The sequence below is a fragment of the Halapricum desulfuricans genome (genome assembly GCF_017094465.1).
Classification (GTDB): domain Archaea; phylum Halobacteriota; class Halobacteria; order Halobacteriales; family Haloarculaceae; genus Halapricum.
Genome location: NZ_CP064791.1, coordinates 2,045,177 through 2,070,473, shown reverse-complemented (window position 1 = coordinate 2,070,473; position 25,297 = coordinate 2,045,177). Strand labels below are relative to the sequence as shown.

Sequence of the window (25,297 nt, the reverse complement as noted above, 5' to 3'; positions counted from 1 at the left end):
GCTGAGATCGGCAGACGTCATTCGGGAGCCGCGCTCTCGACGGGCTCGTCGTCGATCGCTTCGAGCACCCGCTGGTGGAACTCCTGCAGCACCGCGGATTCGTCTTCGGCGAGGACGACGTCGCTGGCCGACAGCGTCGCCAGCCCGAACGCCCGCGGCGTCGGCGAGTCCATCCTGGTCGCGTGCACGGTGACGTCGCCGGCCTGAATCGATTCGAGCACGTCCTCGATCGCATCGACGTTGAGTTTGTCCTCGAGAATCTCCCGGTAGGTCTCCTCGGTGACGGCGAACTCCTCGAGGTCGGTCGCGAAATCCAGCAGCATGTCGGCGTTGAACTGCTGTTCGCTGGCCGACTTCTCGTAGCCCTTGTAGCGTTTGAGGATCAGCAGCGCTCGCGTGGCGTTGATCCGGAAGTATCGCTCCAGCAGGTCCGTCCCGTCCAGACTCGCCCGCAGATCCGCTCTGACCGTTTCGGGATCGAGATCCCGAACGAGCCCCTCGATATCGACTTTCCGGTTGAGTGGCATCGAGAGCGTGAACCCGTTGTCCGCGACCGCGACCTGGACGTTGGCCGTCGCCTGCTGGGCGATATGATGCGCAAGTAACCGCGAAAAACCGTCGTTGAACCGTCGACCGTACGTCGAGTGGACGTGGTACCGGCGCTCGTACTCACCGCGATCGCGCACTTCCTCGACGACCAGACGACTGTCGGTCGCGACGCTCTCGGGACCGGCGTATCGGACCTGTTCGTCGAACAGCCGCGTGATCGCTCGCACGCTGTGCTCGTCGATGGGGAACTCCCGGAGCCACGTTCGGACCCGCGGCCGACCGCCGTCGGTCAGCCGGTCGAGCAGGTCCCGCTGGAAGGCGAGGATCTCCCGGCCGAGATCGTAGCTCATCGGCAGCCGCTCGGAGAACCACGAGGGGACGGTCGGCCTGGCTGCGGTCCGGTCGACGTAGACCTTCGACCCTCGGCGATATCGGAACTCGAAGTGCTCGCCACCGAGGACGAACACGTCGCCGGTCTCGAGGCTGTCCAGGTACGCTTCGTCGAGTTGGCCGACCCAGTCGTCGCCCGCGCGGGTGAACACGTCACAGGTGAAACTGTCCGGGATCGTGCCGATGTTGGTCATGTAGATGACCCGGGCCATCCGGCCGCGCTTGCCGATCAGCCCCTCGCCAACGTCGAAGGACTCGTAGTGGTGCTCGCCCTCGGGCGGGTCGTTGGTGTCGCGCCAGATCTTCGCGTAGACGTTCTTCTCCTCCAGACCGGGATAGTCAGCCGTGAGATACCGCATGAGCGACTCCCACTGCTCGTCGGTGTAGTTTCGGTAGGGGTAGGCTCGCGTGAGTACCTCGCGGATCTCCGCCTCCGGTCTGGGTCCGTTGATCGCCATCCCGTAGACGTGCTGGGTAGCGACGTCCTGGGCGTTTTCGGGGACGAACACGCGATCGACGAATCCTGCTTCGGCCTTCTCGAGCATGACCGCACACTCGATCAGCTCGTCTCGGTCGAGCGCGACGACGCGACCGGTGACGGTCTCCCCGAGCTGGTGGCCCGCTCGGCCGACGCGCTGGAGCAGCGCGGCCACGGACTTGGGCGAGCCGACCTGGACGACCAGGTCGACGTGTGGCATATCGATCCCCAACTCGAGGCTGGTCGAGGTCGTCACCACGTCGATCTCGCCGTCCTTGAGTCGCTGTTCGATCGTCTCGCGGCTGTCCTTCGAGAGGCTGCCGTGGTGGGCGCCGGAGTTGTCCTCGTCGTAGGCCTCGAAGTTCGCCCGCAGGTTGTGCAGGACTCGTTCGGCCCCCGATCGGGTGTTCGTGAAGACGATCGTGTTGGTATGCTCCTGTATGAGATCGTGTAACTGCTCGTAGAAGCGATCGGTCACGACCGCCGGGGGCGTGTCGATCAGGTCGTCGGTCGGGCAGGACAGTTCGATGTCGAACTCCCTGGCGAAGCGAGCGTCGACAATCTCGTAGTCGCGTGGCCCGTCGTCAGCATCCTCGCCAACCAGAAACTCGGCCATCGTCTCCAGGGGTTCGACGGTCGCAGAGCAGCCGATCCGCGTCGGCGACTGCTCGGCCATCGCTGCCAGACGCTCCAGAGACACCGAGAGGTGCGTCCCGCGCTTGTTCGCGGCGAGGCTGTGGATCTCGTCGACGATGACGTACTCGACGGTTTCGAGTTTCTTCTTGAACTTCGGGGAGTTGAGCAGGATTGCCAGCGTCTCAGGCGTGGTATTGAGGATGTGTGGCGTCTCCTTGAGCATCCGCTGGCGCTCGCTGTCGTCGGTGTCGCCGTGGCGGATCGCGTGGCGGATCTCGACCTCCTCGCCGCGCTCGTCGAGTCGCTCGGTGATGCCCTCCAGCGGCACTTCGAGATTGCGGTGGATATCGTTGGCCAGTGACTTGAGCGGGGAGATGTAGAGGCAGTACACGGAGTTGTCGAGGTCGTCGGCGCGGTCGCGGGCGAACAGTTCATTGATGATGCCGACGAAGGACGCCATCGTCTTGCCCGACCCCGTCGGCGCTGCGATCAGTGCGTTCTCGCCGCCGTGGATGTGCGGGATTGCTCCCTTCTGTGGCGGGGTGAAGAAGCCGCCGTTCTCGGGCACGAATTCGCCGAACTGCTCGACCCACCACTCGCGGACGACCGGATCGAGCAACTCCAGTACGTCCCGGTCGTCGATCTCGACGGTCTCGGGATCGAAGGACACGTCGGCCTCCGCGAGCAACTGGCGACCTCCCATCGCTTACCACCACTGGGGGCTGCACCGACTTGTGGGTTTGGAGGTCGAACACCTGGCTCCGCTGCCCCGTCAGGAGATATGCAATGCCGGCCGTCCGGGTTCGGCTCTCCTGGCAAGTTCATTGTCGGCGTCGCCCACCCCGCGAACGTCGACTGTTGCGTCGGACATATTTTCGTGATATAAAACACTGAACCACCTCAGTCTCAGCACCGCCGAAGCAGATACAGCCGACGACTGGCCTCGCTCGTTCGAATTCGTCTGAAACCAGATAATCTGATCGCTACTACTCAGGTTAAAATACATATCTTCTATTTCATATGGGATAACAAAGAACTTATTACTTAATATAGTATTGAACAGAAATGATGTGTGAACACGGATATCGGCGCCGAGATGTATTGAAGAAGTCAGCTATCGCGGCGACTATTGGGCGGATAGCTGGCCGCATTACAGCGATTGGATTCGTGCTGTACGTCATCTCTGTAATTTATCGGGCAGGGGCAATACAAATGGCAATCACGCTAGTTGGTATTGTGACTCTGTATGTGGTGGCGTCACTCCTCCGCGATCTCCGGTATGGTTTCGCACCGTGGGAACCTGTCGAATGGACATCGACATCACCTGGCGAACTCCCAACGGACGACTATCAACGCGCACTCCACTGGACGCTTGCTCTGAAATCGCTCTTGATCGTGGGGGCTATCAGTGGTCTTGTCTTCGTTTTCGCGACCGGTCTCAGAACGTTGGGGTACGTGTTACTCATCGGAGGTATCCTCGCTCAAATTGCTGCGCTAGCTAAACACTACATGAACGGCACCAGGCCGTGGTACCCATCAGTGCCGTCTCATCCAATTGAAGACCATACCGAAACACCCGATTAGCTGATGTAAATCGCCGGCCGCCCGGGCTCGGCCCTCCCGGCAAGTTCATCGTCAGCCTCGTCCGCCCCGCGCACGTCAACCGCGGCGTCGAATTCGTCTTCAAGCAGCCACGCGGCGCGCTCCAGTTCTGCGCGTTCGGTGGCCCGCGAGAGGATCGGCTCCAGCCCCTCCTGCTGGAGGGACTTCGCATAGGACTCGGCGGCCTCACCGTGCTCGCGGATCGACTGATCGCTCATCACTTTCGAGACGACCGAATCGCCCGATGACTCGCTGGCCATCTCGTAAGCGGTATACTTCCACTCCGGGGCCACGACCAGCTCGATCCGCTCGGGGTCGTCGATCCCCGCGGTCTCGACGATGTCGCGCACGTCGTCTCGAACCGTCGCGACGAGCGTCCGCTCGCGGTCGTAGGCCTCGATCTCGCTGTCGACGGTCGGCCAGTCGGCGTCGACGATCAGCCCGTCAGCTTGCAGCATATTCCAGCACTCCTCGGCCAGGTATGGCGCGACTGGCGCGAGCAGCCGAAGCAGGGTCTTCAGTCCCGTCCGGTAGGTCCCGGCGTCGGGCGTCTCGTAGGCGCGGTACTGACCGAGTAGCCGTGTGAGTCGGCGGACCTCGTCGATCGCCTGGTGGATCCGGAAGCGATCGTAGTCCTCGGTTGCGGCCGCGACCGCCCGGTCGAGTTCCCGCGTGAGATATTGCTCGGCCGGGCCGTCGCGCTCTGCCAGCTGGAGGCCGTCGGCGTACTCGTAGACCAGGCTGTAGATCCCCTGCTGGAGGTCGTAGGCTTCGCCGACGTCCTTGGCCGCCCAGTCGAAGTCCCGATTCGGGTGGGCCGCGCTCAGGACGAACAGCCGCGTCGTCTCCGCGCCGTACTCGTGGGGCGCGATCGCGTTGCCCTCCGTGTCAGACATCTTCCGGCCGCCGTGGAGCACCGTCCCCTGATTGACGAGTCGATCGACCGGCTCCCGGCAGTCGAGCAGGCCGACATCCGAGAGCGCACGGGCGAAAAACCGGATGTACAGCAGGTGCAACACAGCGTGTTCCTTCCCGCCGACGTAGACGTCCACCGGGAGGATATCGTCAGCGACCTCCGGATCGAACGGCACGTCCTCGCGGTCGGGCGAGAGGAATCGCAGGAAGTACCACGAGGAGTCGACGAAGGTGTCCATCGTGTCGGTCTCGCGCTCGGCGGGCCCGCCACACTCGGGACAGGTCGTCGCCTTCCAGTCGGTCGCCTCGTCGAGGGGGTTGCCCCGCGTCTGGACGAACTCCGGCAGTTCGATCGGGAGGTCGTCCTCGGGGACGACCACTGGGCCACACTCTTCACAGTGGACGATCGGGATCGGCGTCCCCCAGTAGCGCTGGCGGGAGATCAGCCAGTCGCGCAGGCGATACTGGGTGTCCGGCTGTGCGGCGTCGAGATCTTCGACGATCTCCGAGCGGGCCATCTCGGTCGAGCGGCCGGTGTATTCGCCGCTGTCGAGCAACTCGCCCGCGCCGCTGTAGGCCTCGCGATCGAGATCGACCGCGCCCTCGTCGGGCTCGACGACCTGGCGGATCGGCAGGTCCATCGCTGTCGCGAAGTCGTGATCGCGCTCGTTGTGCCCGGGGACGCCCATCACCGCGCCCGTGCCGACGTCGTCGAGTACGTACGCGGCGACGTAGACCGGGATCTCCTCGCCGGTCGCGGGATTGATCGCCGTTCGGTCGGTCGCGACGCCGGCGACCTCGCTCTTCTCGTAGGCCTCGACGTACTCGGCGACGGTCGCGTCCTCGCTTGCCAGCTCCTGGGCGAGGTCGTGACCGGGGCCGACCGCAAGGTAGGTCGCGCCGTGGATCGTCTCGGGTCGGGCGGTGAAGACCTCGACCGGGCCGTACTCCGCGACTTCGAAGGCGATCCGTGCGCCCTCGCGTCTGCCGATCCAGTTGCGTTGCATCTCGGAGACGCTGTCGGGCCACCCCTCAAGGTCGTCGAGCCCCCCGAGCAGTTCCTCGGCGTAGTCAGTGATCGTGAAGAACCACTGGTCGAGTTCCCGCGTCTCGACTGGCGTGTCACATCGCCAGCAAACTCCCTCGGTTGCGGGAGCGAGATCGACGTCTGGCGGCGGGTCGACGACCTGTGCGTCCGCCAGCACGGTCTCGCAGTCGGGACACCAGTTGACCTCGGCACCGCGGTAGTCGACCAGCCCCGCCTCGTAGAATTCCCGGAAGAACTGCTGGTTCCAGCGGTAGTATTCGGGTTCGGAGGTCGTGATCTCGCGGGACCAGTCGTAGCCAAAGCCCATCGTCTCCATCTCCTCGCGCATCCGGGTGATACAGGAGTCCGTCCATGACTGGGGGTCGGTCGCGCGTTCGTGGGCCGCGTTCTCGGCGGGCAACCCGAAGGCGTCCCAGCCCATCGGGTGCAGGACCTCGTGGCCCTGCATACGCTTGAACCGGGCGTAGGCGTCCGTGATGGCGTAGTTGCGGACGTGGCCCATATGGAGGTTGCCCGACGTGTAGGGAAACATCCCCAGGACGTACAGCGGGTCCTCGGGATCGTCGAGTTCGTAGGCGTTCTCCTGGTTCCAGCGGTACTGCCAGAACTCCTGTACGCTCTCGTGGTCGTAAGTGCGTCCTCGGTGCATTCGTATCTCCCCAGTGTCGTGGCGCGGGTCGCGACGCGGCCGCCGGTCGCGTTACGCCTGTTTCGGCGGACCGGACCAAAACCCTTCGCCCGACACACGCGAACTCGAACCACAACCCATACTACCGGGGGCAGAGCAGGGAGAGATATGGAGATCGGAGTCATCGGACTCGGTCGCATGGGACGTATCGTGGTGGATCGACTGCTCGCGGACGGGCACAGCGTGGTCGCGTACGATGTCGATCCGGAGACTGTCGCCGAGGCCGCCGAGGACGGCGCCACACCCGCCGAATCGATCCCGGACCTGGCCGAGCAACTCTCGGCACCGAAGCGGATCTGGATGGTCGTTCCCTCCGGGGATCCCGTCGACGCCGCCCTCGAAGAACTGGAACCGCACGTCGGCGGCGACGACATCATTGTCGACGGCGGCAACTCCAACTTCGAGAACTCGATCCGTCGCGGCGAGGCGACCGACGCCGCGTATCTCGACTGTGGAACTAGCGGCGGCCCGGCCGGCGCGGAACTGGGCTTCTCGATGATGGTCGGCGGTCCCGAGTGGGCCTACGAGGAGCTGACGCCGGCGTTCGACGCCGTGGCGACCGGGCCGGAGGGCCACGACCGAATGGGTCCCTCGGGGTCGGGCCACTATGTGAAGATGATCCACAACGGCGTCGAGTACGCGCTGATGCAGGCCTACGGCGAGGGCTTCGAGCTGCTTGCCAACGGCCGCTACGACCTCGATCTGGAGGCTGTCGCTCACACGTGGAACAACGGCGCGGTGATCCGATCGTGGCTGCTGGAACTCGCCGAGGAAGCGTTCCGCGAGGAGGGCAACGACCTTGGGGACGTCGCGGACTACGTCGCCGGCGGCTCGACCGGCACCTGGACGGTCCAGGAAGCGCTCGAACAGGAGGTGCCGGTGCCGCTGATCTACCAGGCGCTCTCCGAGCGGTTCAACTCCCGGGCAACCGGCGACGGCGAGGGGCGGTTCTCCCGTCGGCTGGCCAACCGACTGCGATACGGGTTCGGCCGTCACGAGATCGCGCGCAAGTAGCGTGTCGCCCGTCGGCGCAACATCCCCGGGTGATTTGCCGGTGCACCAATCCCTATAAGACGCTGTTTCATACCCGGGCACATGGTTCAGACAGTGGGCCTCTTGCTCGGCCTGGGGTTGACGCTTGTGGCGGTCGTGTTGCATTTCGCGCGCGGGACCGGCTGGCAGGCCGGCGAGGACATCTCCCGTGACGTGCTCGAACAGCGGGCCGCGTCCGTTCCGGAGACGGACTTCCCCGAGCCGTACAATCGCGGCGTCGGCGGCGGCGCGCCGACTGGCGCGATCGAGTCCGGTGCGTCGGAGGGGGAACTCGAGGAGACCGACGACGAAGACGCCGGGTTCGATCCGGAGGCGATCGAGGACGTCGAGTACTACGAGATCGAGTTCGCAAACGAGGGCGAGACGATCGAAGTCGCGAACAACGAGACGATCCTCGAGGCCGGCGAGGACGAGGACTGGGACATGCCCTACTCCTGTCGACAGGGGCAGTGTCTCTCCTGTGCCGGCCACATCGAGGGGGGACCGGCCGAGGAGTTCGTGCGCCACAGCAACAACGACACACTCTCCGAAGAGGAGATGGACGACGGGTACTGCCTGACCTGTGTGGCCTATCCGACCGCCGACTTCACGATCAAAACGGCCGAACAACCCTAGGACGACGCCTGTCGCGTGAGTCGCACAGCTGTCGCCTGTCGTTCACAACGACTAAATTCTCTTCGCTGGTACGGTCCCGTGAGGGCGCGTAGCTCAGTGGACAGAGTGCTTGGTTCCGGACCAAGTTGTCAGGGGTTCAAATCCCCTCGCGCCCGTATTTTCGCGCCTATAATCGCCCGAAATCGAGGGAGTGAGATTGGACGAACGCAAAGGCCTTGCTTTCGTTCGATGGGCGAGCGGCCGAGTGGGTGTCACGGGAATTCGCGTATAGCCAAACTGGTGCCCTTTCAGAAAAGCAATTGCTGATTGACAAGATATGACCGCAGTCCGCAGAGATCGTCGTTCAAATCGTTCGTGATCTGTCAAAAGGCCCGTGCTGCATACAGAGATTGAACGCAGCATACAGAGTTGGTTTAGTTCACGATTCTGGGCCTGAATCAGTGGTAGGTAGAAGATGCGTATCGGTCACCGGCCTATTTCGGGTCGGTGAGGAGACGAACCGACCGAAATAGGCGAACAATAGTCCGTGACGGTTCCTGAACTCTTTAGTCTCGCTTATACTGAAGACGGTGATTGCAGAGTAAATGCGCATTATTCGAGTGAGTGTCTGGAGGTGTCAATACGTGCGGCCTGCCTGTCTTATCGGTATAGATTAAGGCGTTGGAGGAGCGAGCCGGCCAACACGGCTACTGGAATAATTTCAAGCCGCCCGACCCACATGTTGATGATCAACATCCCTTTGGCGGGAGCAGGCATGGTCGGCCCGGTAATCCCGGAATCGAGTCCCACGTTGCTCTGGGCGCTCATCACGTCGAAGATCACGTATTCCAGTGGATGGGCCGGTGAGAGGACCCGCAAAAGGACAGTAACACCGATCGCCAGAAACGTGAGCCAGAGGACGAACACGACTGTCGCTTCCGTGTACTCGCGCTGGGCCTGTTCCTCGTCGAGTCGCCGGCCATCGATCTCCAGGTACCGAATCGCACTCGACGGGTGGAACACCTCTTGAATCTGCCAGACTGTTCCTTTGACAAGCGTAGCTACCCGGATGAGTTTCAGGCCACTGACCGTCGAACCGGCCGCCGCACCAGTGAGCATCCCGACACACGCAAGCAGTGTCGCGCCGGCACTCCAGACCTGTTCCGTCCCACCGCCGATCGTCGTACTGGCAAAGCCGGTGTTCGACGTCGCCGAGACGAACTGGAAGAGGCTGATCCGAAACGTCTCTTCGAGCGAAGAGTACTGGCCGTTCGCGTAGAGGATCACTGTCAACAGGAGTGAGCCGATAGTAAACCAGATGAACACCCACCGCGTTTGCAGATCGGTGTAGAAGTTCCGGATTTCTCCCTTGAAGATCAGATAGTGGACGGGAAAGGCGATACTCCCTGCGACCATCACCGGTACCGTTGCATACTCGATCAATGGGCTGCCGTAATGGCCAATCGAATCCGCGTGCACGGAGAACCCGCCCGTCGCTATACCAGTCATCCCGTGGTTAATCGCATCCCACAACGGCATCCCGACGAGCACAAACAGGATGATCGAGCCGAGCGTGAGACCCACGAAGATCTTCCAAATCTCCCGGACGGTCGTCACGATACTCGGATGGATCTTTTCCGAGCGGGCTTCGCTCTCGTAGAGGGTGTACGAACCACTGCGTCCCCCGCCCCGCCGGAGGATGGCGACGGTTAGCACAATCACGCCGACGCCACCGACCCACTCGATGAACGATCGCCACCAGTGGAGCGATCGGGGCAGTTCTTCTTCGACAGCAGCCATCGTGAGACCGGTCCCGGTGAATCCGCTCATGCTCTCGAATACCGCATCCAGCGGACGGAGGAATACCTCCGTTGTCGAATCCATCGGTGGCGTGTTGGTCCAGACAGGAAACGGATCGATCTGGATCGTCCAGGCGATGAGGAGGAATGGCAACCCACCGAGGACACCGATCAACGCCCATGCTGATGCAGCGGTGACCATCGCCTCGCGTTTTTCCGGCGGATCCGCGCCACGATACCGCCAGACGAGGCCAGTCCCGATCCCGGCCATGACGATCGCAGAGACGACGAATGCAGGAATCGCGTAGAACTCGGCGTTCACAGCTGCCACAAAGATGGACACCACCATCATCAGAGAGATCGCCTGCACGATCCGTCCAACGTCACGTCCGACAGCCTTCGTATCTACTTTCAACATATGATATCCACTGCCCAGATCTAATTTCGTCCGTTATACCGTTCGGTCTTCGTAATGGCCGAAAATGTCTGTAAGTTCGGGGTCGGCCCCAGATGCGGAATAGACCGTTAATAGATCGTTCGCTTTGATTCGCGTCTGTCCGCGCGGTGTTATTGGTTTGTTGTTGTCCTCACGTTCAATGGCAACAATCAAGACATCGTCCGACAGGATCCCCTCTTTACCAGCCTCAGTGAGTGTCTTTCCAGCAACCGGTGCGCCCTCTGTGACTGTGATTTCGAAGACCTCTGCCTGGTCGCCGATTCGCATGTAATCGACAATAGCTGGCCTGGCGACTGCCCGATACAGGTGTCCGGCAATGAGTTGCTGCGGGTTTTCGATCGTATTCACGCCGATCTGGCGGAAGAGATTCATGTGCTCCGGATTGTGAACGACTGACGTAATTGCCGGAATCTCGAATTCCTCCGCGAGCAGACAAACCATAACGTTCGTCGCGTCTTGATCAGTCGTCGAGATGATGGCGTCTGCTCGCTCAGCCCCCGCGTCGCTGAGCGTTTCTTTCGATGTGGCATCCGCATTGAGCACCAGGCAGTCGTGCTCGCCAGCGACGGCGTCGGCTCTCTGTGCGTCTCTCTCGATCACTACAACCTCGTTTCCGGAGCGAGTCGCAATATCTATCAGTGGTGTTCCGATATCGCCTGCGCCAACAATGATGATGTACATATCTGAGATGAATTAGCGGTCTGTGGTCTGCTTGGATAGGCGGTGTTCGATCCGGATCATGATTCACTCACGTCTTCCTCGGGAAAGGCCAGGATCGGGACGTCGGTGTTGTTGAGGAGGTGGTGGGTAACGTCTCCACTTAACAATTTCTGCCAGCGACTCCCACCGCGTGGTGTAAACACAATAGCACTTGCGTCGAGGTCGTGAGCCGCATCGATGAGCGTCTGTGCGACATCGGTGCCGTACAGAATCTCCGTTTCGAGGGTGATATCAGTATCGCTGAGGCCGTCCCTGACAACAGCGAATAGGTCTCGTGCCGCCTGCTCACGCTGTTCAACTGAGGCTTTATCGAGCGCACCACCGGCTTTTTCGATGACGTGGACGGCGATCACGGTCCCACCCACGTCGTCAACGTGCGAAGCGACTGCCTCTGTAGTTGCCGCTGCGTCGTCAGGGTCAGCTACTGGAACAATGGTTCGCTGGAGGACTGATTCAGTCATGTTGCTTCTCCTCCTCTTCGTTGTAGGTTTCCCCGAGGTACTGCCATCGAAATGAACCACCGTCACCGTCGATATCCGGAACCCACCTGACGTGGTAGGCGAAGGGGCCACGCGCCCCCTCTGGTGCATCCGGACGTTTGACGACCACGAGTGTATACGCGCCGTGGTCCTCCATATGAACGAGTTCTTCGCCCGCCCGTGGTTCAATCGCGTCTGTTCCCGGCGGAGTAGGGTCAGTTGCAGTCATATGTTGAGTGCCTCCCTGCTGATTCTCGCCCATCTATTCGAACGACGATGATTCGGGATGGGCTGCTTCGAACGACCTGTGCGGATGTCTTGCCGTGGAAGTGATCTACACTCTCCTAGATTATCGACACAGCATAAAACTTCGCGTTTCATTTTCGAAGGAGAAATATACTGGAGGGTATTTCCCTCTTCCAGAACATTGATGGGTATGGATGATATATAGGTCATCTAACAGTGAGTGGTTGCGCAACCAAATCGGGGGTTAATTATGCGTTATGACCGTAGCTCTCGTATGGTATCTCGCATCGACGAGATCGATAAGCGCATCCTCTATTATCTGGCAAAGGATGCGAGGAACACGGCAGCGCCGGAAATCGCCGACGAGATGGAGGTGACACCAGCGACGATCCGGAATCGAATCCGTCAACTCGAAGAGGAGGGGGTTCTGCGGGGCTACCTTGCGGACATCGACTACAAATCTATCGAGGGACACGTCACCTACCAGTTTAGCTGTACAGCCCCGATTCCGGATCGTGATCGTCTCGCGCAGGCGGCCCTGGAGGTTTCGGGTGTCGTGACCGTCCGGGAGTTGATGACTGGTAATGCGAACCTGGCAATAACGGCTGTCGGATCGGACACGAGCGATATCGGCCGCATTGCGGGTGAGCTGTCGGACATCGGGCTCGATATTGAGGACGAGAGCGTGATCGAAAAGGAGTACCACCGACCGTACGACCCGTTCGGACCGGAAGACGCCCCGAAGGGCCCGTCATTGACGGATTTCATGGGGCTCGCTGGCGGAGCGGAAGTCGTCGAATTCACTGTGTCAGAGGGGGCCGAGGTTGCCGGGTTGACTATCGAAGAGGCGGTCGATGAGGGGTTGTTGGCTGACGAGATGCTGGTGGTCGGTGTTGAACGGGACGGTGATGTCATCACGCCAAAAGGTGAAACGGTTATCGAGGCGGGGGACGTGATTTCCCTGTTCTCGAAAACGGGGCTAGAGAAAGACGCCTTAGAGGTGTTTGGGACACGATGACTGGTATTAATAAACCTATAATAGAGGTCATGCACTTCGAACGGAAGAACCATGAAATGTGAGCGATGTGGGTCGGATGGGTCTGTTGAGCGGTACGACGTAGACGGATTCACCGGATATCTCTGCGATGACTGTGTTGAAGTCTGGGAGCAAATCCAGTCCCAATAGCGGCACGATCGATGGGACAGTCGTAAATTCTGTCTGATAGTTGGTTCAGATACCGAGCGCCGAATCAACCAGTGGTGTTGTCTCACGGCGACGCAACTGTTGAAATGGATTTTGAGAGGTGCAGAGATGCAATTAATCGCGGGAGTGTGTCGTGTGTGATTTCGACTGCCGGACGTCCCGGCAGTCAGAACCAGCGCGAAATCAAGGATTCTGTATCTTTCCGATGGACTGTCAGTATCGGCTGTGGGTCAGTGTTGTTCATTATGTCGTCTACTGTGGATCCGAAGACATATCGACGGAGTTCTCCTTTTTCTGGCGCGCCGAGAACAGTCAAATCACGCGTTTCAGACTGTTCGATGATCGTGTCGGCCACACCAGGTTTGCGGAGAACGTCACAATGTACTTCGATCGACCCAGCGACCCGAGAGCTGTAGGTATCGAGCAGTTTCGCTGCATCGTTTTCCTGCTGTTCAGAGGCGTCTTCGGAGATGACGTGAAGCAGTTCGATCGAACAGTCGTACGCGGTAGCGATCGCCTCCGCGATCCGTATCGCAAGCCCGGAGTGGGGACCTCCAGCAACTGGCACGAGAATACTTGTCGGTGAGTCGAATGCGGCTATTCCTGACCCGACGATAGTGTGACACTGCAAGCCGTCCGTCTGATCGGATCCCGCCCGAGAGAAGAAACTCTCTTCCTCTCTGTTGATGAGGACACTCGTGATATCGTGGCTCTCGATGAACGCGCGCAAGAGATCGTCAGAGAGCTCTTTTTGCTGTTGAACGACAGGCACGTCGAACTCCTGCTTGATCAGGAATTTGGTGCCTGCGTCATGGCGGATAACATCTGTATTCTTCGTGTCACCCGGCTTGACAGCGTGGAGAAGATAGAGTGTGCCGTTCGTTCCGCTGGCGATACTAGCCCCGAGAAGACCGGTCTCGGTGACGTTCACAGCCTCGTGGAATGGCACGAGAATCCGTTGATCTTCGGATGGCCACGCCACATCTTCGTGCTCAAGCATCTGCATCTGTGGAGATCCATCCGAATTGGCTGGCATGAAACATATTCTATCACACAGAATCATAAAGACATCTGTTCTGTCGATGACGACGGTATCAGTGGCTTTGAGTACGGTTCCAATTTACTCCCGAAGGTTCACTGGCTTCGGCGTAGAACAAATGACGCCGTCGTGCTGTATACACTCTGCCTCTACCGATCTGTCTCCTCGTCAGTTGACGAAAGACCGGTGATCGATATGCGCCCTGTCTCTTGCAGTATGCCATCAATACATAATGTGAATTATATAATGTTCGTTTTTCAGCCGCTCGATTTCGATTGCCTCACATCAGAAGAGTTGATCCGTTTTTCCATTGAACGAGTGCCACTCGTGCCAATCCCTTCGAGGTCGTCATCGACTAACAACGTCGAAACATGATCCAACGAACGCAATGCCGATGCTTTCATTCGAGGGTCAACTGGCGAGTGGCTGTCACGGGGAAGTCACGTACAGCTAAACTGATCAGATTCCTGAAAATCAACCGCACGTTGAGTTAGACCGTCTGGAACGACTCGACCACTTCGCTTGTCGAGTATGTCTCGACCAGATTCTGCTGATCGAAGTCAGAATCGTCACTCCAGATGCCCCCATCGCTGGCAATCGTACACGCTAGATAGAGCACGGCGTCGGGATCGGTGTCGCCGATCGCCTCGTCTGCGCGCTCGATGGCCGGGTGGAAGTCTTCCGCTGGGACAACGTCGATATACTGGAACAGGAGATCGATGAACTGTGCCACTCGGTCCGGTTCCATCCCGGACTTCTCCGCGATCATCGCCTCGTAGTTCTCGATCTCGTCGGAGACGAACGCGGGCGTCAGAAGTTTGGGCTCAAGCGTCACGATGAGCTCCCGCGTTTTCGCATCGGCGATGAGGGCGGCGATGACAACGTTGGCGTCGATGACCAGCTTCATTCGGTCTTCCCCAACTCGTCGTCAACTCGCTTGCGTCCCCGCTCGTTGATCTTCCGGGCGATGTCCTTGACGTCGCTGTCAGTGAGTTCGCTCTCGCTGGTCAGTTCCGCCATCAGTTCCAGTGTTTCGATCTTCTCCTGGATGGCCTGTCGTGTGACTTCACTCCAGTTGATTTCCGGGTGGTTGTTCATTCGCTCTTTGAGATTGTCGTCAACGTTGACGGTGATACTGGGCATACAGAAATCTATGGGTATACAGATTACTGTGTCTTTTGGTGTATTTCACACCCTTCGAATTCAGCCTCCTCACCCCACAAAGGCCGATCCGTTCGACGATCGAACGAGCGCCCCTCGCGCCCGTAGCATTCCCCCTGTTCCTACTGGCCTGGTGTGACAGTTGATCTATATGTACTCCGCGATCGTTGTGTCTCATATGGTTTCCAAGATAACCATATTCGAACCGCATTTCGAACATGCACAGTTCGGGCCCGAGTCGATCGATACGGACTGGGAAGGTGATACCGAGACCGAAATCACTTCCGACGGCAGCCCCGACTCGAAATCCCGATTCACGATGATTCTCCAGGGGGCGACGGCGTTCGTCGTACTGTTCGCCGTCCTCTGGGCGGTCTTGTCGCGTCTGTTATCCGACGAGCCGGAATCGGAGTGATTGTCACCAGCCATCGATCCCGTTCGATGGCGGTTTCCTGACGACTAACGTCGAACATGCCGAAGAGTGCGGCTATAGTCGCTACGGAGGAGGAGATCCGATTCTCGCTGACTATGACCGATACATTCATGAACTCGTGTCCCATGCAGTCCAACACAATGATGCTCCCGACCCACGCGCTCGCGGGGATGCTGCTCGCGCTCCCGGTGCTCTCCGTCGCACCGGAGTTCGCCGGCGTCGCCCTCCTCGCCGGAGTACTGGGTGGGAGCTTCCCGGACTTCGATATGTACGTCGGCCACCGGAAATCCCTCCACTATCCGGTTTACTATTCCGCTCTGGCCGTCCCGTCGCTGTTCGTGGCAGGGCTCGCCCCCTCGGTCGCGACAGTCTCTGCCGCCGTATTCCTGATGGGAGCGGCCGTCCACAGCGTCGCCGACGTGCTCGGAGGCGGCCTCGAACTCCGTCCCTGGGAAGGGTCGTCGGAGCGTGCCGTCTACGATCACTACCGGAAGCGGTGGATCACGCCCCGGCGGTGGATCAGTTACGACGGCTCGCCCGGGGACCTCCTGCTTTCGTATGCGCTGGCCGTCCCGCTGCTGGTGGCGCTCGAGGGGTCGTTCCGCTGGACGGTGATCGCGGCCCTGACCGTCGCGAGCGTGTACACGGCCGTCCGTCGGTACCTGCCGACGCTCGCCATCACCGTCCTGACGGTTGTCGGACCGTGGCTGCCCGAGCCCGTGCGTTCGTCTATCCCCCCGCGGTATTGCGGCCCGAATCTCGTCGCTTCGGATCTCTCTGATTGACGGAGTAAGCGCCTGTCGCCCCGTCCCGACGCGCCACTCTCGGCTGTCGTCGCTCCGGCTGACCAAAGAACCTTGGTACCGCCGCCTCCACCACCTAGGTACGGACTGAGACATTGTGATCGATCTGTTGGTTATCAGTATACTGCTTTTTCAGGGTGCGATCCTCGGCCTGTTGGTCGTCGCCGTCCGTCGTCGGAACGTCGCGGCCGCGGTCAATGCCTTCGGTTCGCTCGTCCTCGCATTGCTTCCGACTGCCCTCGACGCTGTCGTGCGGACGGGGTCAGGCCAGGCGCTCGCCTTTGATCCGTCGCTTGCGCTCTGGCTCGGCGTCGCCGGGTTTCTACACTCGCTGGGGATGCTCGGGCCGTACGACTCGACGTGGTGGTGGGATCACCTCACACACACTGTCTCGGCAGCACTCGTCGCGGCCCTGCTCTACGCCGCCTTTGTCGTCACGGTCCCGTCTCTCACCGAGCACACGCCGTGGCCGGGGGGAGTCGGCGCGTTGACGGTCGTGTGCACGCTCGTGATCGGGGTCTTCTGGGAACTGATCGAACTCGTCGCACGCGAGATCGGTGACTGGTACGACATCGAGCCGGTGCTCGTCTACTACGGCTGGGAAGACACGGGTCTAGATCTCGTCTTCGACGTGGTCGGCGCGCTGGTGGTGGTCGTCCTCGACGTGCGGATCTTTGTTTCGACCGTCGAGCGGTTTCCGGCTGTCACCGAACGCCTTCTCGTCGCGAGCGGCTGGCTCGTCCTCCTCGGCTCGATTGCGATGGCGCTGTTCGTCGCGGTCAGCGGCTCGATACGGGGCTGAGCGGCAAGCAATCACGCGGGAGACACAGAGGCTTCCACCGGGACGCCACGCCGATTTCCGCATACCGTATTCGGCTGAGCCTGCCCCTGTTTCCACCGTGATTTTTACCGGTCGACTTCACAGTTCCTCCCGTGAATGGTTCGCGTCGCTGAGCAGACGAGGCGCATCTGGCGGCGAGCGGCGTCTCTCGGGTGGCCGATCGCCGTTCAACAATTTTTCAACACTTTGATGCGAACGGTCGACATCTTCGTCACGGGCCTGTTCTCGCCCGCCGCGATCGCCGCTGTCGGCATCGCTGATCTCTACGCCCAGTTCCCGCTCCGGGTCGGGTTGAGCTTTGGCACCGGGGCGATTGCGCTTTCGAGCCAGGACACCGGTCGCGGAGCCACTGTAAGCCGGAACAGAGTCATCTCCCAGGCTCTCGTTTTGGGGTTCCTCTGTGGCATCCCACTCGTCGTCGTCGGATATCTGTTCAGTCGTCCCCTCATCGGCGTTCTCGGAGCCAACGCTGAAGTCGTCCGTACCGGCGGACGATACCTGTTCATCATCTTCGCCGCCGCACCGATGCGTATCGTCGGCCTCGTCGGGATCCGTTCTCTGCAGGGAACGGGCGACACGCAGACGCCGATGGTCCTCAACAGCGCTGCGAGCGTGCTCAACATCCTCCTGACACTGACTCTCGGTCTCGGTCTCTGGATCGCACCGGCACTCGGCATCGTCGGCGTCGGAATCGCCACGTTCACCAGCAGAACCGCCGAGGCGATCTCGGTCGTCGGCGTTCTCGCGTATGCCCGAAACGACATCTCCCTGGTGTGGTCGCGCGACGCTACTATCGCACGGCAGTTGATCGCCGTGAGTCTCCCGAACTTCGCCGAAGGGATGAGCACGTCACTCGCTCGTTTCCCGTTCAACGCCATCCTGTTGGCCTTCGGCACGGCACCGAACGCGGCGTATCACGTCGGACGGCGCATCTATCAACAGCTCGCCGCCCCGTTCTCCCGCGCGCTGACGACCGTCACCAGCATCATCGTCGGGCAGACGCTCGGGGAGGGGAAGCCGACTCGAGCGCGCCGCGAGGCGCGGGCCATCCTGTCTCTCAGCCTCGTCGTCCTCGGGGCGGTCGCGGCCATCCTGTTCGTCGGCGCTCGACGGCTCGTCTCCCTCTTCGAACAGGATCCGGAAGTGGTCGGATACGCCGTGTCGTTCACGCGGGTCTTCGCCGTTTCCGTCGTGTTCATGGCCGTGTTCTACCCGCTCTCCGGGGCCCTCCGCGGCGCCGGCGATACGCGGACGCCGTTTTACGCCCGGTTTCTCGGTTCGACCGTGTTCCTCCTGGGTGTCTCGTTCGCCCTGAGTATCGTCGCCGGCTACCAGGTCGTGGGGGCCTACGTCGGGCTGGGACTGTCGTTCGCCTGCTGGGCCGGTGTCGTCGCTGCCGGGTTCGTCCGGGGCAACTGGGCCGACACGGCGGCGGCCATGATTGAAGAACGGTCAGCCGTCGACGGCTCGTGAGACGGGCGCCGTCGATCTCCCGTCACGGCCGCCCGTTATCAGGCCGTCGATGCGGGGCGGACGTACAGCCGCCCGGCCGAGTTCCCCTCTTCGGATCTGCCTGTTGTCCCACCGTTCGAAATCGTAATAGGTCTGGGGACAGGACCACCCGGAAGTGAGCCACTGATCCACAGATGTCTGGCACAACGCAGATGGACGTGGCGGGCCTCGGCAAGCAATTCGGGGACGAACCGGTCCTTTCGGACGTCAGTTTCAGCGTCCGGCCGGACGAGATCGTCGCCCTGTTAGGTCCGAGCGGCTGTGGGAAAACGACGACGCTGCGGTGTATCGCGGGCGTCGAGACCCCGGACGAGGGCACGATCTCGATCGACGGTGACGTCGTCGAAAGCGGCGACGTATCGAAACCACCGGAGGAGAGACACGTCGGGATGGTGTACCAGAACTACGCCATCTGGCCGCACAAGACGGTCTACGAGAACGTCGTCTTCCCGCTCAAGTACACCGACAATCCGTTCCCGGAGTCGGACTACGAGCACCGCGTGACCGAACTCCTCGAACTGGTCGAGATCGCCCATCTGAAGGACGAACCCGCGACGAATTTGAGCGGGGGCCAGCAACAGCGCGCGGCACTGGCTCGCGCGCTCGTGCACGACCCCGATCTCCTGTTGCTGGACGAACCGCTGAGTAACCTGGATAAGAACCTGCGGACGAGCATGCGGGACGAACTCCAGAAGCTCCAGCACGAAGTCGGCGTCAGCGTGCTGTACGTCACCCACGACCAGGAGGAGGCGTTCTATCTGGCCGACCGCGTCCTGATCATGAACGACGGTGAGATCGTCGAACGGGGCGATCCGTCGACCCTGTCGCGAAATCCGGAGTCCCCCTTCACTCGCCAGTTCCTCGGGGGCTGGAACCGCTTCGACGGCGAACTCACCGAGGTTGACGGCGAGCGGCTGATCGAGGTCCCGTTCGGCGTGTTCCCGCTTGCGGACGTAGACGTTGTCCCGGAATCGATCCCGAACGGACCCGTTCAGTGTTTCCTCAGACCGACGGACGTTACCGTCACAGCGGATCGGACGGACGCCGGGGCACACTTTGAGGCACACGGTACTGTCGTCACGGAGGGCATCCTGGGGGAGCTATACGAGACGACGATCGCTATCGACGACGCCGATACCGAGATCGTCGTGCGCTCCGAGACTCACCACGACCTGTCGCGGGGCGGGGACGTCCCCGTTCAGTTCGACCTCGGGTCGGTGCAGGTATACAGCGGTCGCGGGCAGCCCGATGCCCCGTCGGTCGACGACGCTTGACTCTATACGTCGAGGGTCGAATCGACGAATAGTGTTTCGGGCGCGTATTCGCTCGGGATCAGTCCTTGGTCGTGCGCGTAGCCGACGAACGTTTCGAGTTCCCGGCGCGTCGCCTCCGAGAGCCCGTACTCCCAGGCGCGATCCCCGATGAGTTCGTTTTGCTCCAGCAAGTGGAGGTGTGCCCACGTCAGTGACATGTTGTAACTCGGGCGTGTGTTCCACTCCAGCGCACGATCGCGCGCTTCACGGAACGCGTCGTAGACGCTGACGGCCACCCAGGGGTTTTCCTCGAGGATCTCGTCCCGGATGGCGACCGTGTGCATCGGGGGATGGATACCCGTATCCGTGTAATACTGACGCTCGGTCGCGATCGGGTCGTCGAACATGAACTCGACTTCGTCCGCGGCGGCCACGGCACGGAACAGCGACCCGGACGGGTCCATGACTGCGTCGAGTTCCCCCTCGAAGAGCAGTGCTTTCATGTCGCGGGGCTCCTCGATCGCGTCGCCGCCCTGCGAGCCCGGCACCGGGTCGATATCGAAACGTTCGGGGAGCTCAACCGGGACGTCGTCCTCGCGGCGGCGATACCAGTCGACGGTTTCCAGATCGAGCCCGTATCGCTCCTGTGCGATCCCGCGCATCCAGACGTTCGCGGCGGTTTGCCAGGACTGCACACCGACCGACTTGCCCGCCAGATCGGCAGGGCCGTCGACGTCCGCGTCCGCGTGCTTGTAGAAGAAAGAGTGTCTGAACTTCCGGCTCGGAAACACCGGGATCGCCGTGAACGGATACGCTTCCGGGTTCGTCCGCGAGGACACGTACGAGGCCAGACAGACCTCACAGATGTCGAACTCCTGTTGTCTGAAGAACCGCCGGTGACGCCGCGGCGGATACGTGACGGTGGTCGTCAGATCGATCCCCCGCGGTTCGACTTCGCCGTTCAGCAACGCCCTGTTGAGATCGCTGTTATCGCAACTCAGCGTCAGCTCGATCGACATGTTCCGATGTCGCGTCGCGGAGAACATATAAGCCTGCCAATCGAGCGATCGATCTCGGCGCTCATTTCGGTCGTACCCGCGTTGCTGGGGTAATTCTCGCCTTGCCAATTGGTGTCCTATGACAATATATAAGAAAAGAGAACATATGAAGATATATCACTATCTGGATCGCGTACTCCGTTTGTATTGAATGGTTCCGAATTCGGATTCTCCGTCTGATCGCAAACTGCGGCAGATATCGGATGGCACTCGAACGCCGCCCCGAGCGTCGCGGCGGCACCTATTGGCAGCGAGTGGAACCGCGATGGCCGCACTCAGTGGCTGTGCCGGCGTGTTCGGCAGTGGTTCCGACGACAGCGAACAGGGACCGGAACCACCGTGGACGACGGAGGAACTGGCCGAGAAAGCCCGAACCGACGAGAGCGGGAAAGTCGTCGTGTACGCCGGGACCGGGAGTTTCAAACCGTGGAGTCAGATCGGCGAGGTGATCGCTGAGGAGTATCCGTGGTTCGAGATCGACGGCGTCGCCGGCAAAGGCGGCCAGATCTCGAATCGGATCCTGCAGGAACACCAGTCCGGCGAACCCAGCGTTGACATCATCAGTCAAGGTGATGAAATATATAGCGACGAGGATCTCCGGGAGCGGCTGATCGAGCCGACCCACGACGAAAACTACTGGTTCGCGGACGATTCGGACGTCTCCGAGTACGCGACCCAGTGGTTCGCGTCGGCGCTGAACGGTGGTCCGTCGGTCGCGATCGGTATCAATCCCGTCGAACTCGACAACCGGGGACTCGACGTGCCGAACTCCTGGAACGACCTCTTCGAAGACCAGTACGAGGGGACTCCGGTCATCTTCCCCCAGTCACCGAACCTCAAGCGGTTCGGCTGGATCGTCTCCCATCACGCCCAGCAGAGGGGGATGGAACCCGCAGAGTGGTTCCAGGCCCAGGTCGACCACCTCGACCTGCGGATCGTCTCCTCGCACACGCCCGGTGCGCGGTTCCTCGGACAGGGCACTGCGCCGCTGATGCACCACAACTACCCCTGGGTGCTCCGTCGCTTCGTCGACGAGCTGAACGCCGAGGTTCACTTCCCCGATCCGGTGCCGATGTTCCTCAGCTCCGGCATCGTGAGCGAATACGTCGACGCCCCCCATCCGTGGACGGCGCGCTTTTTCATCAGCGTCCTGATGGAGGGCTGGGTGCAGAAACGGATCGCCCAGGATGTCGGCGAGTTCGGGCCCGGCCGGCTCGACGTGGATTATTCGGGGCTCGGCCTCGACAGCTACACCGAGCGAACGCTGGACACCTCCGTTTCGCTTATCGGGTTCGAGGAGGAAAGCGAGTACAAGAGCCTCTCCGAGAGCGTGTATCAGGAGGTACTCGGCCAGCCCGAAACGGATCTATAACGTCAGCTCGTCACCTTTCCACACCTACACACGCGAACAAGGCCATCCATGTCCGTTTCAGACCTGATCAAACAGACGCTGCGTGACCGCCACGACTGGCCGCGGATACGGCTTTTCGATCGGCTCCCCACGATCACGACGAAACGGCTGCTACTGGGTGTCGGCGTCGGTCTCGTCGGTTTTCTCGTCCTGTCGCCGGTCGTGTTTCTGGTCTGGACGAGCGTCTGGTCCGGGTGGCCCGGCCAGTTCGATGCGTCGTTCACGCTCCGGAACTACCAGGCAGTCTACTCATCGATCGAGACGTACCGTCTCTTTCTGAACTCCGTTCTGGTCGGTCTCGGCGTCACCTGTATCGCCGGGTTCTTCGGTCTCATGTTCGCATGGCTCATGGCCCGCACGAACGTCCCGACGAAAGGCTGGATGGAACTGGTCATCCTCTCTCCCTACGCCATTCCGAGTTTCATGTTCGCGATGATGTACATCGTCACCTTCGGTCCACACAGCGGGCTGGTGACGACCACGCTCATGGATCTGTTCGGGTTGCACTCCCCGCCGTTCAACATCTACACACCCCACTGGATCGTCCTCATCGTCGGGATCAACTCGACGACGACCTTCTACTTGCTGACCGTGCCCGCGTTGCAGGACATGGACGCGACCTACGAGGAGATCGCACGGATCTACGGTGCCAGCCCACTCCAGACGCTCCGATCGGTGACGTTTCCGCTGATCAAGCCGGCCATCCTCTCGGCCGTCTTGCTCACGTTCATCATCAGCCTCGGGGAGTTCGCGGTCGTCGCGATCCTCGGGGCCCCCGAACAGTTCCACGTCTACGCGACCAAGATCTGGCTGTCGATCACCGGCACTGTCCCGCCCCAGTACGGCGGGGCTGCTGCCCTGTCCATGAGTCTACTCGCCGTGACGGTCGTACTGGTCTGGTACTACCGGAAGGTCACCGCTCGAACGGAGGCGTTCATGACGATCAGCGGAGAGGGCTACCAGACCAGACAGTGGGACCTCGGGAACTGGCGATGGCCGATCGCCGGGGCGCTCTGGTGTGTGTTGTTCGTCTTCTGGATCCTCCCGCTCGGTGTTATGGCCCTCGCCTCGCTGCACGACGTGTGGGTCGGTCACGTCGATCTGAGCGCCCTCACCCTGTCACACTACGCCGAGGTGTTCGGCTCCGAACTCGTCCGGCGGGCGTTCACGAACAGTCTCGTCATCGGCATCGGCGGCGCTATCCTGGGCACGATACTGGTCACGTTCCTGGCGTACTACACCGAGCGGACCGAGTATCGGTTCCGGGGCTTCGTCGATTTCCTCTCGCTGGCGCCGCTTGCGATCCCGAGCATCATCCTCGGGGCCGCGGTCGTCTTCACGTATCTCTGGCTCGGGAAGATACACCCCCTCCTGGACATCTACGGGACGCTGTGGATCATCATGCTCGGCAGTGTCGTCGTCTTCCTCCCAGTCACTTCGCGAATCGCTGTCGGGAATATCGTCCAAATACACCACGAACTGGAAGAATCTGCCCGAATACACGGTGCGAGTTGGTTCCAGCAGATCCGTGAAGTCTTCCTGCCGCTGTTTCGGACGACCATCGGCGTCATCCTCTTCTATCTCTTCATCCACATCTTCCGGCTGCTCACGATCCCGATTATGACCTACACTCGCGGAACTGAAACTGTCTCGGTCGTCATCTTCCTGCAGTGGCGAAATTACGCTGATCTGGAGTTCGTGTCCGCCATCTCCGTCGTCTTCGTGGGGCTGATGTTCGTCACCATCGTCGTGCTCCGATTCTCCGGGCTCCGGTTCTATCAGTTGCGATGAACGCCTGCATAGGGCGACCAGAACGCCGTTATGTCGAATATCGGTCCGGAATCTACCAGTCCCGACCGCACCTAAATTCCGTCGTACTGCTTACAGATCGAGCATCTCCTCGGCGAAGAGTTCGGCGATGTCGTATTTCCGGGGGATCAACCCCTGATTGTGCGCGTACCCGATGAACGTTCGTAGCTCCCGGCGGGTCTTCTCCGTCAGGCCGTACTCCCACGCGTCGTCTCCCAGCACGTCCCGTTGCTCGCTGAGATGGAGATGGCCCCAGGTCAGCGTCATGTGCGTACTCGGACTGCTGTTGCGTTCGATCGCTTCGTCGCGAGCTGCGCAGAACGCGTCGTAGACGTTCACCGCGACCCACGGATGCTCCTCCAGGATCTCGTCGCGGATCGCGACCACGTGCATCGGCGGATGAATCCCCGTCTCCTCGTAGTATCGCCTCTCTTCCCGAATCGGGTCATCGAACATGAGCTGGACCGAGTCGGACTCTCTGACCGCGTGAAACAGCGATCCGGCGGGGTCCATCGCCGCGTCCAGCTCCCCGCTGAAGAGCATCTCCCGCATGTCCTTCGGATCCGAGACGGCGTCCCCGTCCTGTTTCCCGGGAATCTCCCGGATGTCGAACCGATCGGGGATCGATATCGGCACGTCGTCTTCCTTGCGTCTGTACCAGGTCACGTCTTCGAGATCTAATCCGTAGTGTTCCCGAGCGATACCCCGCACCCAGACGTTCGCCGTCGTCTGCCACGACTGCACGCCCACGTTCTTGCCCGCCAGATCGGCTGGGCCGTCGATCCCAGCGTCTGCGTGCTTGTAGAAGAACGAGTGTCGAAACCGTTTGCTCGGGTAGACCGGGATCGCAGTGAACGGATACGTCTCTCGATCGGTCCGTGACGACAGGTACGACGCCAGTGACACCTCGCAGATGTCGAACTCGCCGTGTCGAAAGAAGCGTCGATGTCGCCGCGGTGGGTACTCGGTCAGTGCTGTCAGGTCGATTCCCGACGGCTCGACCTCGCCGGTCAGCAACGACCGCATGATATCGCTGTCGCTGCCACAGAGCGTCAGTTCGATTGTCATATGTCCGCCGACAACACTGCCTACGCATTAAAAACACGTGTTCTACGGTAT

The 25,297-nt window shown here is 60.9% G+C and carries 21 protein-coding genes and 1 tRNA gene; 11 read left to right on the top strand and 11 right to left on the bottom strand.

Features of this window, described 5'->3' with window-relative positions:
• Positions 1-17: 17 nt before the first annotated feature.
• Both HSEST_RS10570 and leuS read right to left on the bottom strand, forming a co-directional pair.
• A complete protein-coding gene (locus HSEST_RS10570) occupies positions 18-2,756 on the bottom strand; it encodes an ATP-dependent helicase (RefSeq protein WP_229120894.1) in 2,739 nt (912 codons plus the stop codon).
• Between the two features lie 877 nt (positions 2,757-3,633).
• Complete coding sequence (gene leuS, locus HSEST_RS10565; protein ID WP_229120893.1) at positions 3,634-6,267, bottom strand: leucine--tRNA ligase; 2,634 nt, start codon at positions 6,265-6,267, stop codon at positions 3,634-3,636.
• A gap of 147 nt (positions 6,268-6,414) precedes the next feature.
• Here leuS and gnd point away from each other — a divergent pair, with 147 nt between their 5' ends.
• From gnd to HSEST_RS10550, 3 genes are all read left to right on the top strand, one after another.
• Positions 6,415-7,320: a phosphogluconate dehydrogenase (NAD(+)-dependent, decarboxylating) gene (gene gnd / locus HSEST_RS10560; protein ID WP_229120892.1), complete on the top strand. Its 906-nt coding sequence runs from the start codon at positions 6,415-6,417 to the stop codon at positions 7,318-7,320.
• Between the two features lie 81 nt (positions 7,321-7,401).
• The gene (locus tag HSEST_RS10555) at positions 7,402-7,974 is read left to right on the top strand and encodes a 2Fe-2S iron-sulfur cluster-binding protein (protein WP_229120891.1); all 573 of its coding nucleotides are present in this window, start codon (positions 7,402-7,404) and stop codon (positions 7,972-7,974) included.
• Positions 7,975-8,056: 82 nt separating this feature from the next.
• A tRNA-Arg gene (locus tag HSEST_RS10550) sits at positions 8,057-8,129 on the top strand.
• Between the two features lie 484 nt (positions 8,130-8,613).
• Here the strand turns inward: HSEST_RS10550 and HSEST_RS10545 are convergent.
• Genes HSEST_RS10545 through HSEST_RS10530 form a run of 4 tightly spaced genes read right to left on the bottom strand, consistent with a single transcriptional unit; the run spans position 8,614 to position 11,637 of the window.
• Positions 8,614-10,170, bottom strand: a complete 1,557-nt coding sequence (locus HSEST_RS10545) for a TrkH family potassium uptake protein (protein ID WP_418886514.1) — start codon at positions 10,168-10,170, stop codon at positions 8,614-8,616.
• A 33-nt stretch (positions 10,171-10,203) separates the two neighbouring features.
• A complete protein-coding gene (locus HSEST_RS10540; protein WP_229120890.1) occupies positions 10,204-10,890 on the bottom strand; it encodes a potassium channel family protein in 687 nt (228 codons plus the stop codon).
• A gap of 56 nt (positions 10,891-10,946) precedes the next feature.
• Positions 10,947-11,390: a universal stress protein gene (locus HSEST_RS10535; RefSeq protein WP_229110560.1), complete on the bottom strand. Its 444-nt coding sequence runs from the start codon at positions 11,388-11,390 to the stop codon at positions 10,947-10,949.
• The gene (locus HSEST_RS10530; RefSeq protein WP_229110559.1) at positions 11,383-11,637 is read right to left on the bottom strand and encodes a hypothetical protein; all 255 of its coding nucleotides are present in this window, start codon (positions 11,635-11,637) and stop codon (positions 11,383-11,385) included. The genes HSEST_RS10535 and HSEST_RS10530 overlap by 8 nt, the downstream gene beginning before the upstream one ends.
• Before the next feature lie 291 nt (positions 11,638-11,928).
• Here HSEST_RS10530 and HSEST_RS10525 point away from each other — a divergent pair, with 291 nt between their 5' ends.
• The gene (locus HSEST_RS10525) at positions 11,929-12,672 is read left to right on the top strand and encodes an Lrp/AsnC family transcriptional regulator (protein WP_229120889.1); all 744 of its coding nucleotides are present in this window, start codon (positions 11,929-11,931) and stop codon (positions 12,670-12,672) included.
• A gap of 352 nt (positions 12,673-13,024) precedes the next feature.
• Here HSEST_RS10525 and HSEST_RS10520 read toward each other — a convergent pair whose 3' ends face one another.
• The 3 genes from HSEST_RS10520 to HSEST_RS10510 form a co-directional block, all read right to left on the bottom strand.
• Positions 13,025-13,894 carry a universal stress protein gene (locus tag HSEST_RS10520; RefSeq protein ID WP_229120888.1) on the bottom strand — a complete coding sequence of 290 codons (870 nt, stop codon included), beginning with the start codon at positions 13,892-13,894 and terminating at the stop codon, positions 13,025-13,027.
• A gap of 493 nt (positions 13,895-14,387) precedes the next feature.
• The gene (locus HSEST_RS10515) at positions 14,388-14,804 is read right to left on the bottom strand and encodes a PIN domain-containing protein (RefSeq protein ID WP_229120887.1); all 417 of its coding nucleotides are present in this window, start codon (positions 14,802-14,804) and stop codon (positions 14,388-14,390) included.
• Positions 14,801-15,040, bottom strand: coding sequence for a hypothetical protein (locus HSEST_RS10510; protein WP_229120886.1), 240 nt, complete (start codon positions 15,038-15,040; stop codon positions 14,801-14,803). The genes HSEST_RS10515 and HSEST_RS10510 overlap by 4 nt, the downstream gene beginning before the upstream one ends.
• 196 nt (positions 15,041-15,236) lie before the next feature.
• Between HSEST_RS10510 and HSEST_RS10505 the strand changes: the two genes are divergently transcribed.
• The 5 genes from HSEST_RS10505 (at position 15,237) to HSEST_RS10485 (ending at position 19,921) form a co-directional block, all read left to right on the top strand.
• Positions 15,237-15,473 carry a hypothetical protein gene (locus HSEST_RS10505; RefSeq protein ID WP_229120885.1) on the top strand — a complete coding sequence of 79 codons (237 nt, stop codon included), beginning with the start codon at positions 15,237-15,239 and terminating at the stop codon, positions 15,471-15,473.
• A gap of 158 nt (positions 15,474-15,631) precedes the next feature.
• On the top strand, positions 15,632-16,276 hold the full coding sequence (locus tag HSEST_RS10500) for a metal-dependent hydrolase (RefSeq protein WP_229122987.1): 645 nt from the start codon (positions 15,632-15,634) through the stop codon (positions 16,274-16,276).
• 115 nt (positions 16,277-16,391) lie between these two features.
• Complete coding sequence (locus tag HSEST_RS10495) at positions 16,392-17,096, top strand: hypothetical protein (RefSeq protein ID WP_229120884.1); 705 nt, start codon at positions 16,392-16,394, stop codon at positions 17,094-17,096.
• 135 nt (positions 17,097-17,231) lie between these two features.
• The gene (locus HSEST_RS10490; protein WP_267491859.1) at positions 17,232-18,608 is read left to right on the top strand and encodes an MATE family efflux transporter; all 1,377 of its coding nucleotides are present in this window, start codon (positions 17,232-17,234) and stop codon (positions 18,606-18,608) included.
• A 173-nt stretch (positions 18,609-18,781) separates the two neighbouring features.
• Positions 18,782-19,921, top strand: a complete 1,140-nt coding sequence (locus tag HSEST_RS10485; protein WP_229120882.1) for an ABC transporter ATP-binding protein — start codon at positions 18,782-18,784, stop codon at positions 19,919-19,921.
• A gap of 2 nt (positions 19,922-19,923) precedes the next feature.
• Here the strand turns inward: HSEST_RS10485 and HSEST_RS10480 are convergent, their stop codons facing one another.
• The gene (locus tag HSEST_RS10480) at positions 19,924-20,919 is read right to left on the bottom strand and encodes an ABC transporter substrate-binding protein (protein ID WP_229120881.1); all 996 of its coding nucleotides are present in this window, start codon (positions 20,917-20,919) and stop codon (positions 19,924-19,926) included.
• A 304-nt stretch (positions 20,920-21,223) separates the two neighbouring features.
• On the opposite strand from HSEST_RS10480, the gene HSEST_RS10475 reads away from it, so the two are divergent.
• Together HSEST_RS10475 and HSEST_RS10470 are read left to right on the top strand one after the other, a co-directional pair.
• Complete coding sequence (locus tag HSEST_RS10475) at positions 21,224-22,330, top strand: hypothetical protein (RefSeq protein WP_229120880.1); 1,107 nt, start codon at positions 21,224-21,226, stop codon at positions 22,328-22,330.
• A gap of 48 nt (positions 22,331-22,378) precedes the next feature.
• On the top strand, positions 22,379-24,160 hold the full coding sequence (locus tag HSEST_RS10470) for an ABC transporter permease (RefSeq protein ID WP_229120879.1): 1,782 nt from the start codon (positions 22,379-22,381) through the stop codon (positions 24,158-24,160).
• Between the two features lie 90 nt (positions 24,161-24,250).
• Here the strand turns inward: HSEST_RS10470 and HSEST_RS10465 are convergent, their stop codons facing one another.
• Complete coding sequence (locus tag HSEST_RS10465) at positions 24,251-25,246, bottom strand: ABC transporter substrate-binding protein (RefSeq protein ID WP_229120878.1); 996 nt, start codon at positions 25,244-25,246, stop codon at positions 24,251-24,253.
• Positions 25,247-25,297 lie beyond the last annotated feature (51 nt).

Excerpts from the sequence above, each read along its gene's own strand:
- HSEST_RS10570 (WP_229120894.1), bottom strand. The coding sequence starts at position 2,756 with ATGGGAGGTCGCCAGTTGCTCGCGGAGGCCGACGTGTCCTTCGATCCC.
- HSEST_RS10545 (WP_418886514.1), bottom strand. The coding sequence starts at position 10,170 with ATGTTGAAAGTAGATACGAAGGCTGTCGGACGTGACGTTGGACGGATC.
- HSEST_RS10470 (WP_229120879.1), top strand. The coding sequence starts at position 22,379 with ATGTCCGTTTCAGACCTGATCAAACAGACGCTGCGTGACCGCCACGAC.
- HSEST_RS10480 (WP_229120881.1), bottom strand. The coding sequence starts at position 20,919 with ATGTCGATCGAGCTGACGCTGAGTTGCGATAACAGCGATCTCAACAGG.
- HSEST_RS10515 (WP_229120887.1), bottom strand. The coding sequence starts at position 14,804 with ATGAAGCTGGTCATCGACGCCAACGTTGTCATCGCCGCCCTCATCGCC.
- HSEST_RS10555 (WP_229120891.1), top strand. The coding sequence starts at position 7,402 with ATGGTTCAGACAGTGGGCCTCTTGCTCGGCCTGGGGTTGACGCTTGTG.
- HSEST_RS10510 (WP_229120886.1), bottom strand. The coding sequence starts at position 15,040 with ATGCCCAGTATCACCGTCAACGTTGACGACAATCTCAAAGAGCGAATG.
- HSEST_RS10535 (WP_229110560.1), bottom strand. The coding sequence starts at position 11,390 with ATGACTGAATCAGTCCTCCAGCGAACCATTGTTCCAGTAGCTGACCCT.
- HSEST_RS10530 (WP_229110559.1), bottom strand. The coding sequence starts at position 11,637 with ATGACTGCAACTGACCCTACTCCGCCGGGAACAGACGCGATTGAACCA.
- leuS (WP_229120893.1), bottom strand. The coding sequence starts at position 6,267 with ATGCACCGAGGACGCACTTACGACCACGAGAGCGTACAGGAGTTCTGG.
- HSEST_RS10485 (WP_229120882.1), top strand. The coding sequence starts at position 18,782 with ATGTCTGGCACAACGCAGATGGACGTGGCGGGCCTCGGCAAGCAATTC.
- HSEST_RS10540 (WP_229120890.1), bottom strand. The coding sequence starts at position 10,890 with ATGTACATCATCATTGTTGGCGCAGGCGATATCGGAACACCACTGATA.
- HSEST_RS10465 (WP_229120878.1), bottom strand. The coding sequence starts at position 25,246 with ATGACAATCGAACTGACGCTCTGTGGCAGCGACAGCGATATCATGCGG.
- HSEST_RS10490 (WP_267491859.1), top strand. The coding sequence starts at position 17,232 with ATGGTTCGCGTCGCTGAGCAGACGAGGCGCATCTGGCGGCGAGCGGCG.
- HSEST_RS10505 (WP_229120885.1), top strand. The coding sequence starts at position 15,237 with ATGGTTTCCAAGATAACCATATTCGAACCGCATTTCGAACATGCACAG.
- HSEST_RS10475 (WP_229120880.1), top strand. The coding sequence starts at position 21,224 with ATGGCCGCACTCAGTGGCTGTGCCGGCGTGTTCGGCAGTGGTTCCGAC.
- gnd (WP_229120892.1), top strand. The coding sequence starts at position 6,415 with ATGGAGATCGGAGTCATCGGACTCGGTCGCATGGGACGTATCGTGGTG.
- HSEST_RS10520 (WP_229120888.1), bottom strand. The coding sequence starts at position 13,894 with ATGCCAGCCAATTCGGATGGATCTCCACAGATGCAGATGCTTGAGCAC.
- HSEST_RS10500 (WP_229122987.1), top strand. The coding sequence starts at position 15,632 with ATGATGCTCCCGACCCACGCGCTCGCGGGGATGCTGCTCGCGCTCCCG.
- HSEST_RS10525 (WP_229120889.1), top strand. The coding sequence starts at position 11,929 with ATGGTATCTCGCATCGACGAGATCGATAAGCGCATCCTCTATTATCTG.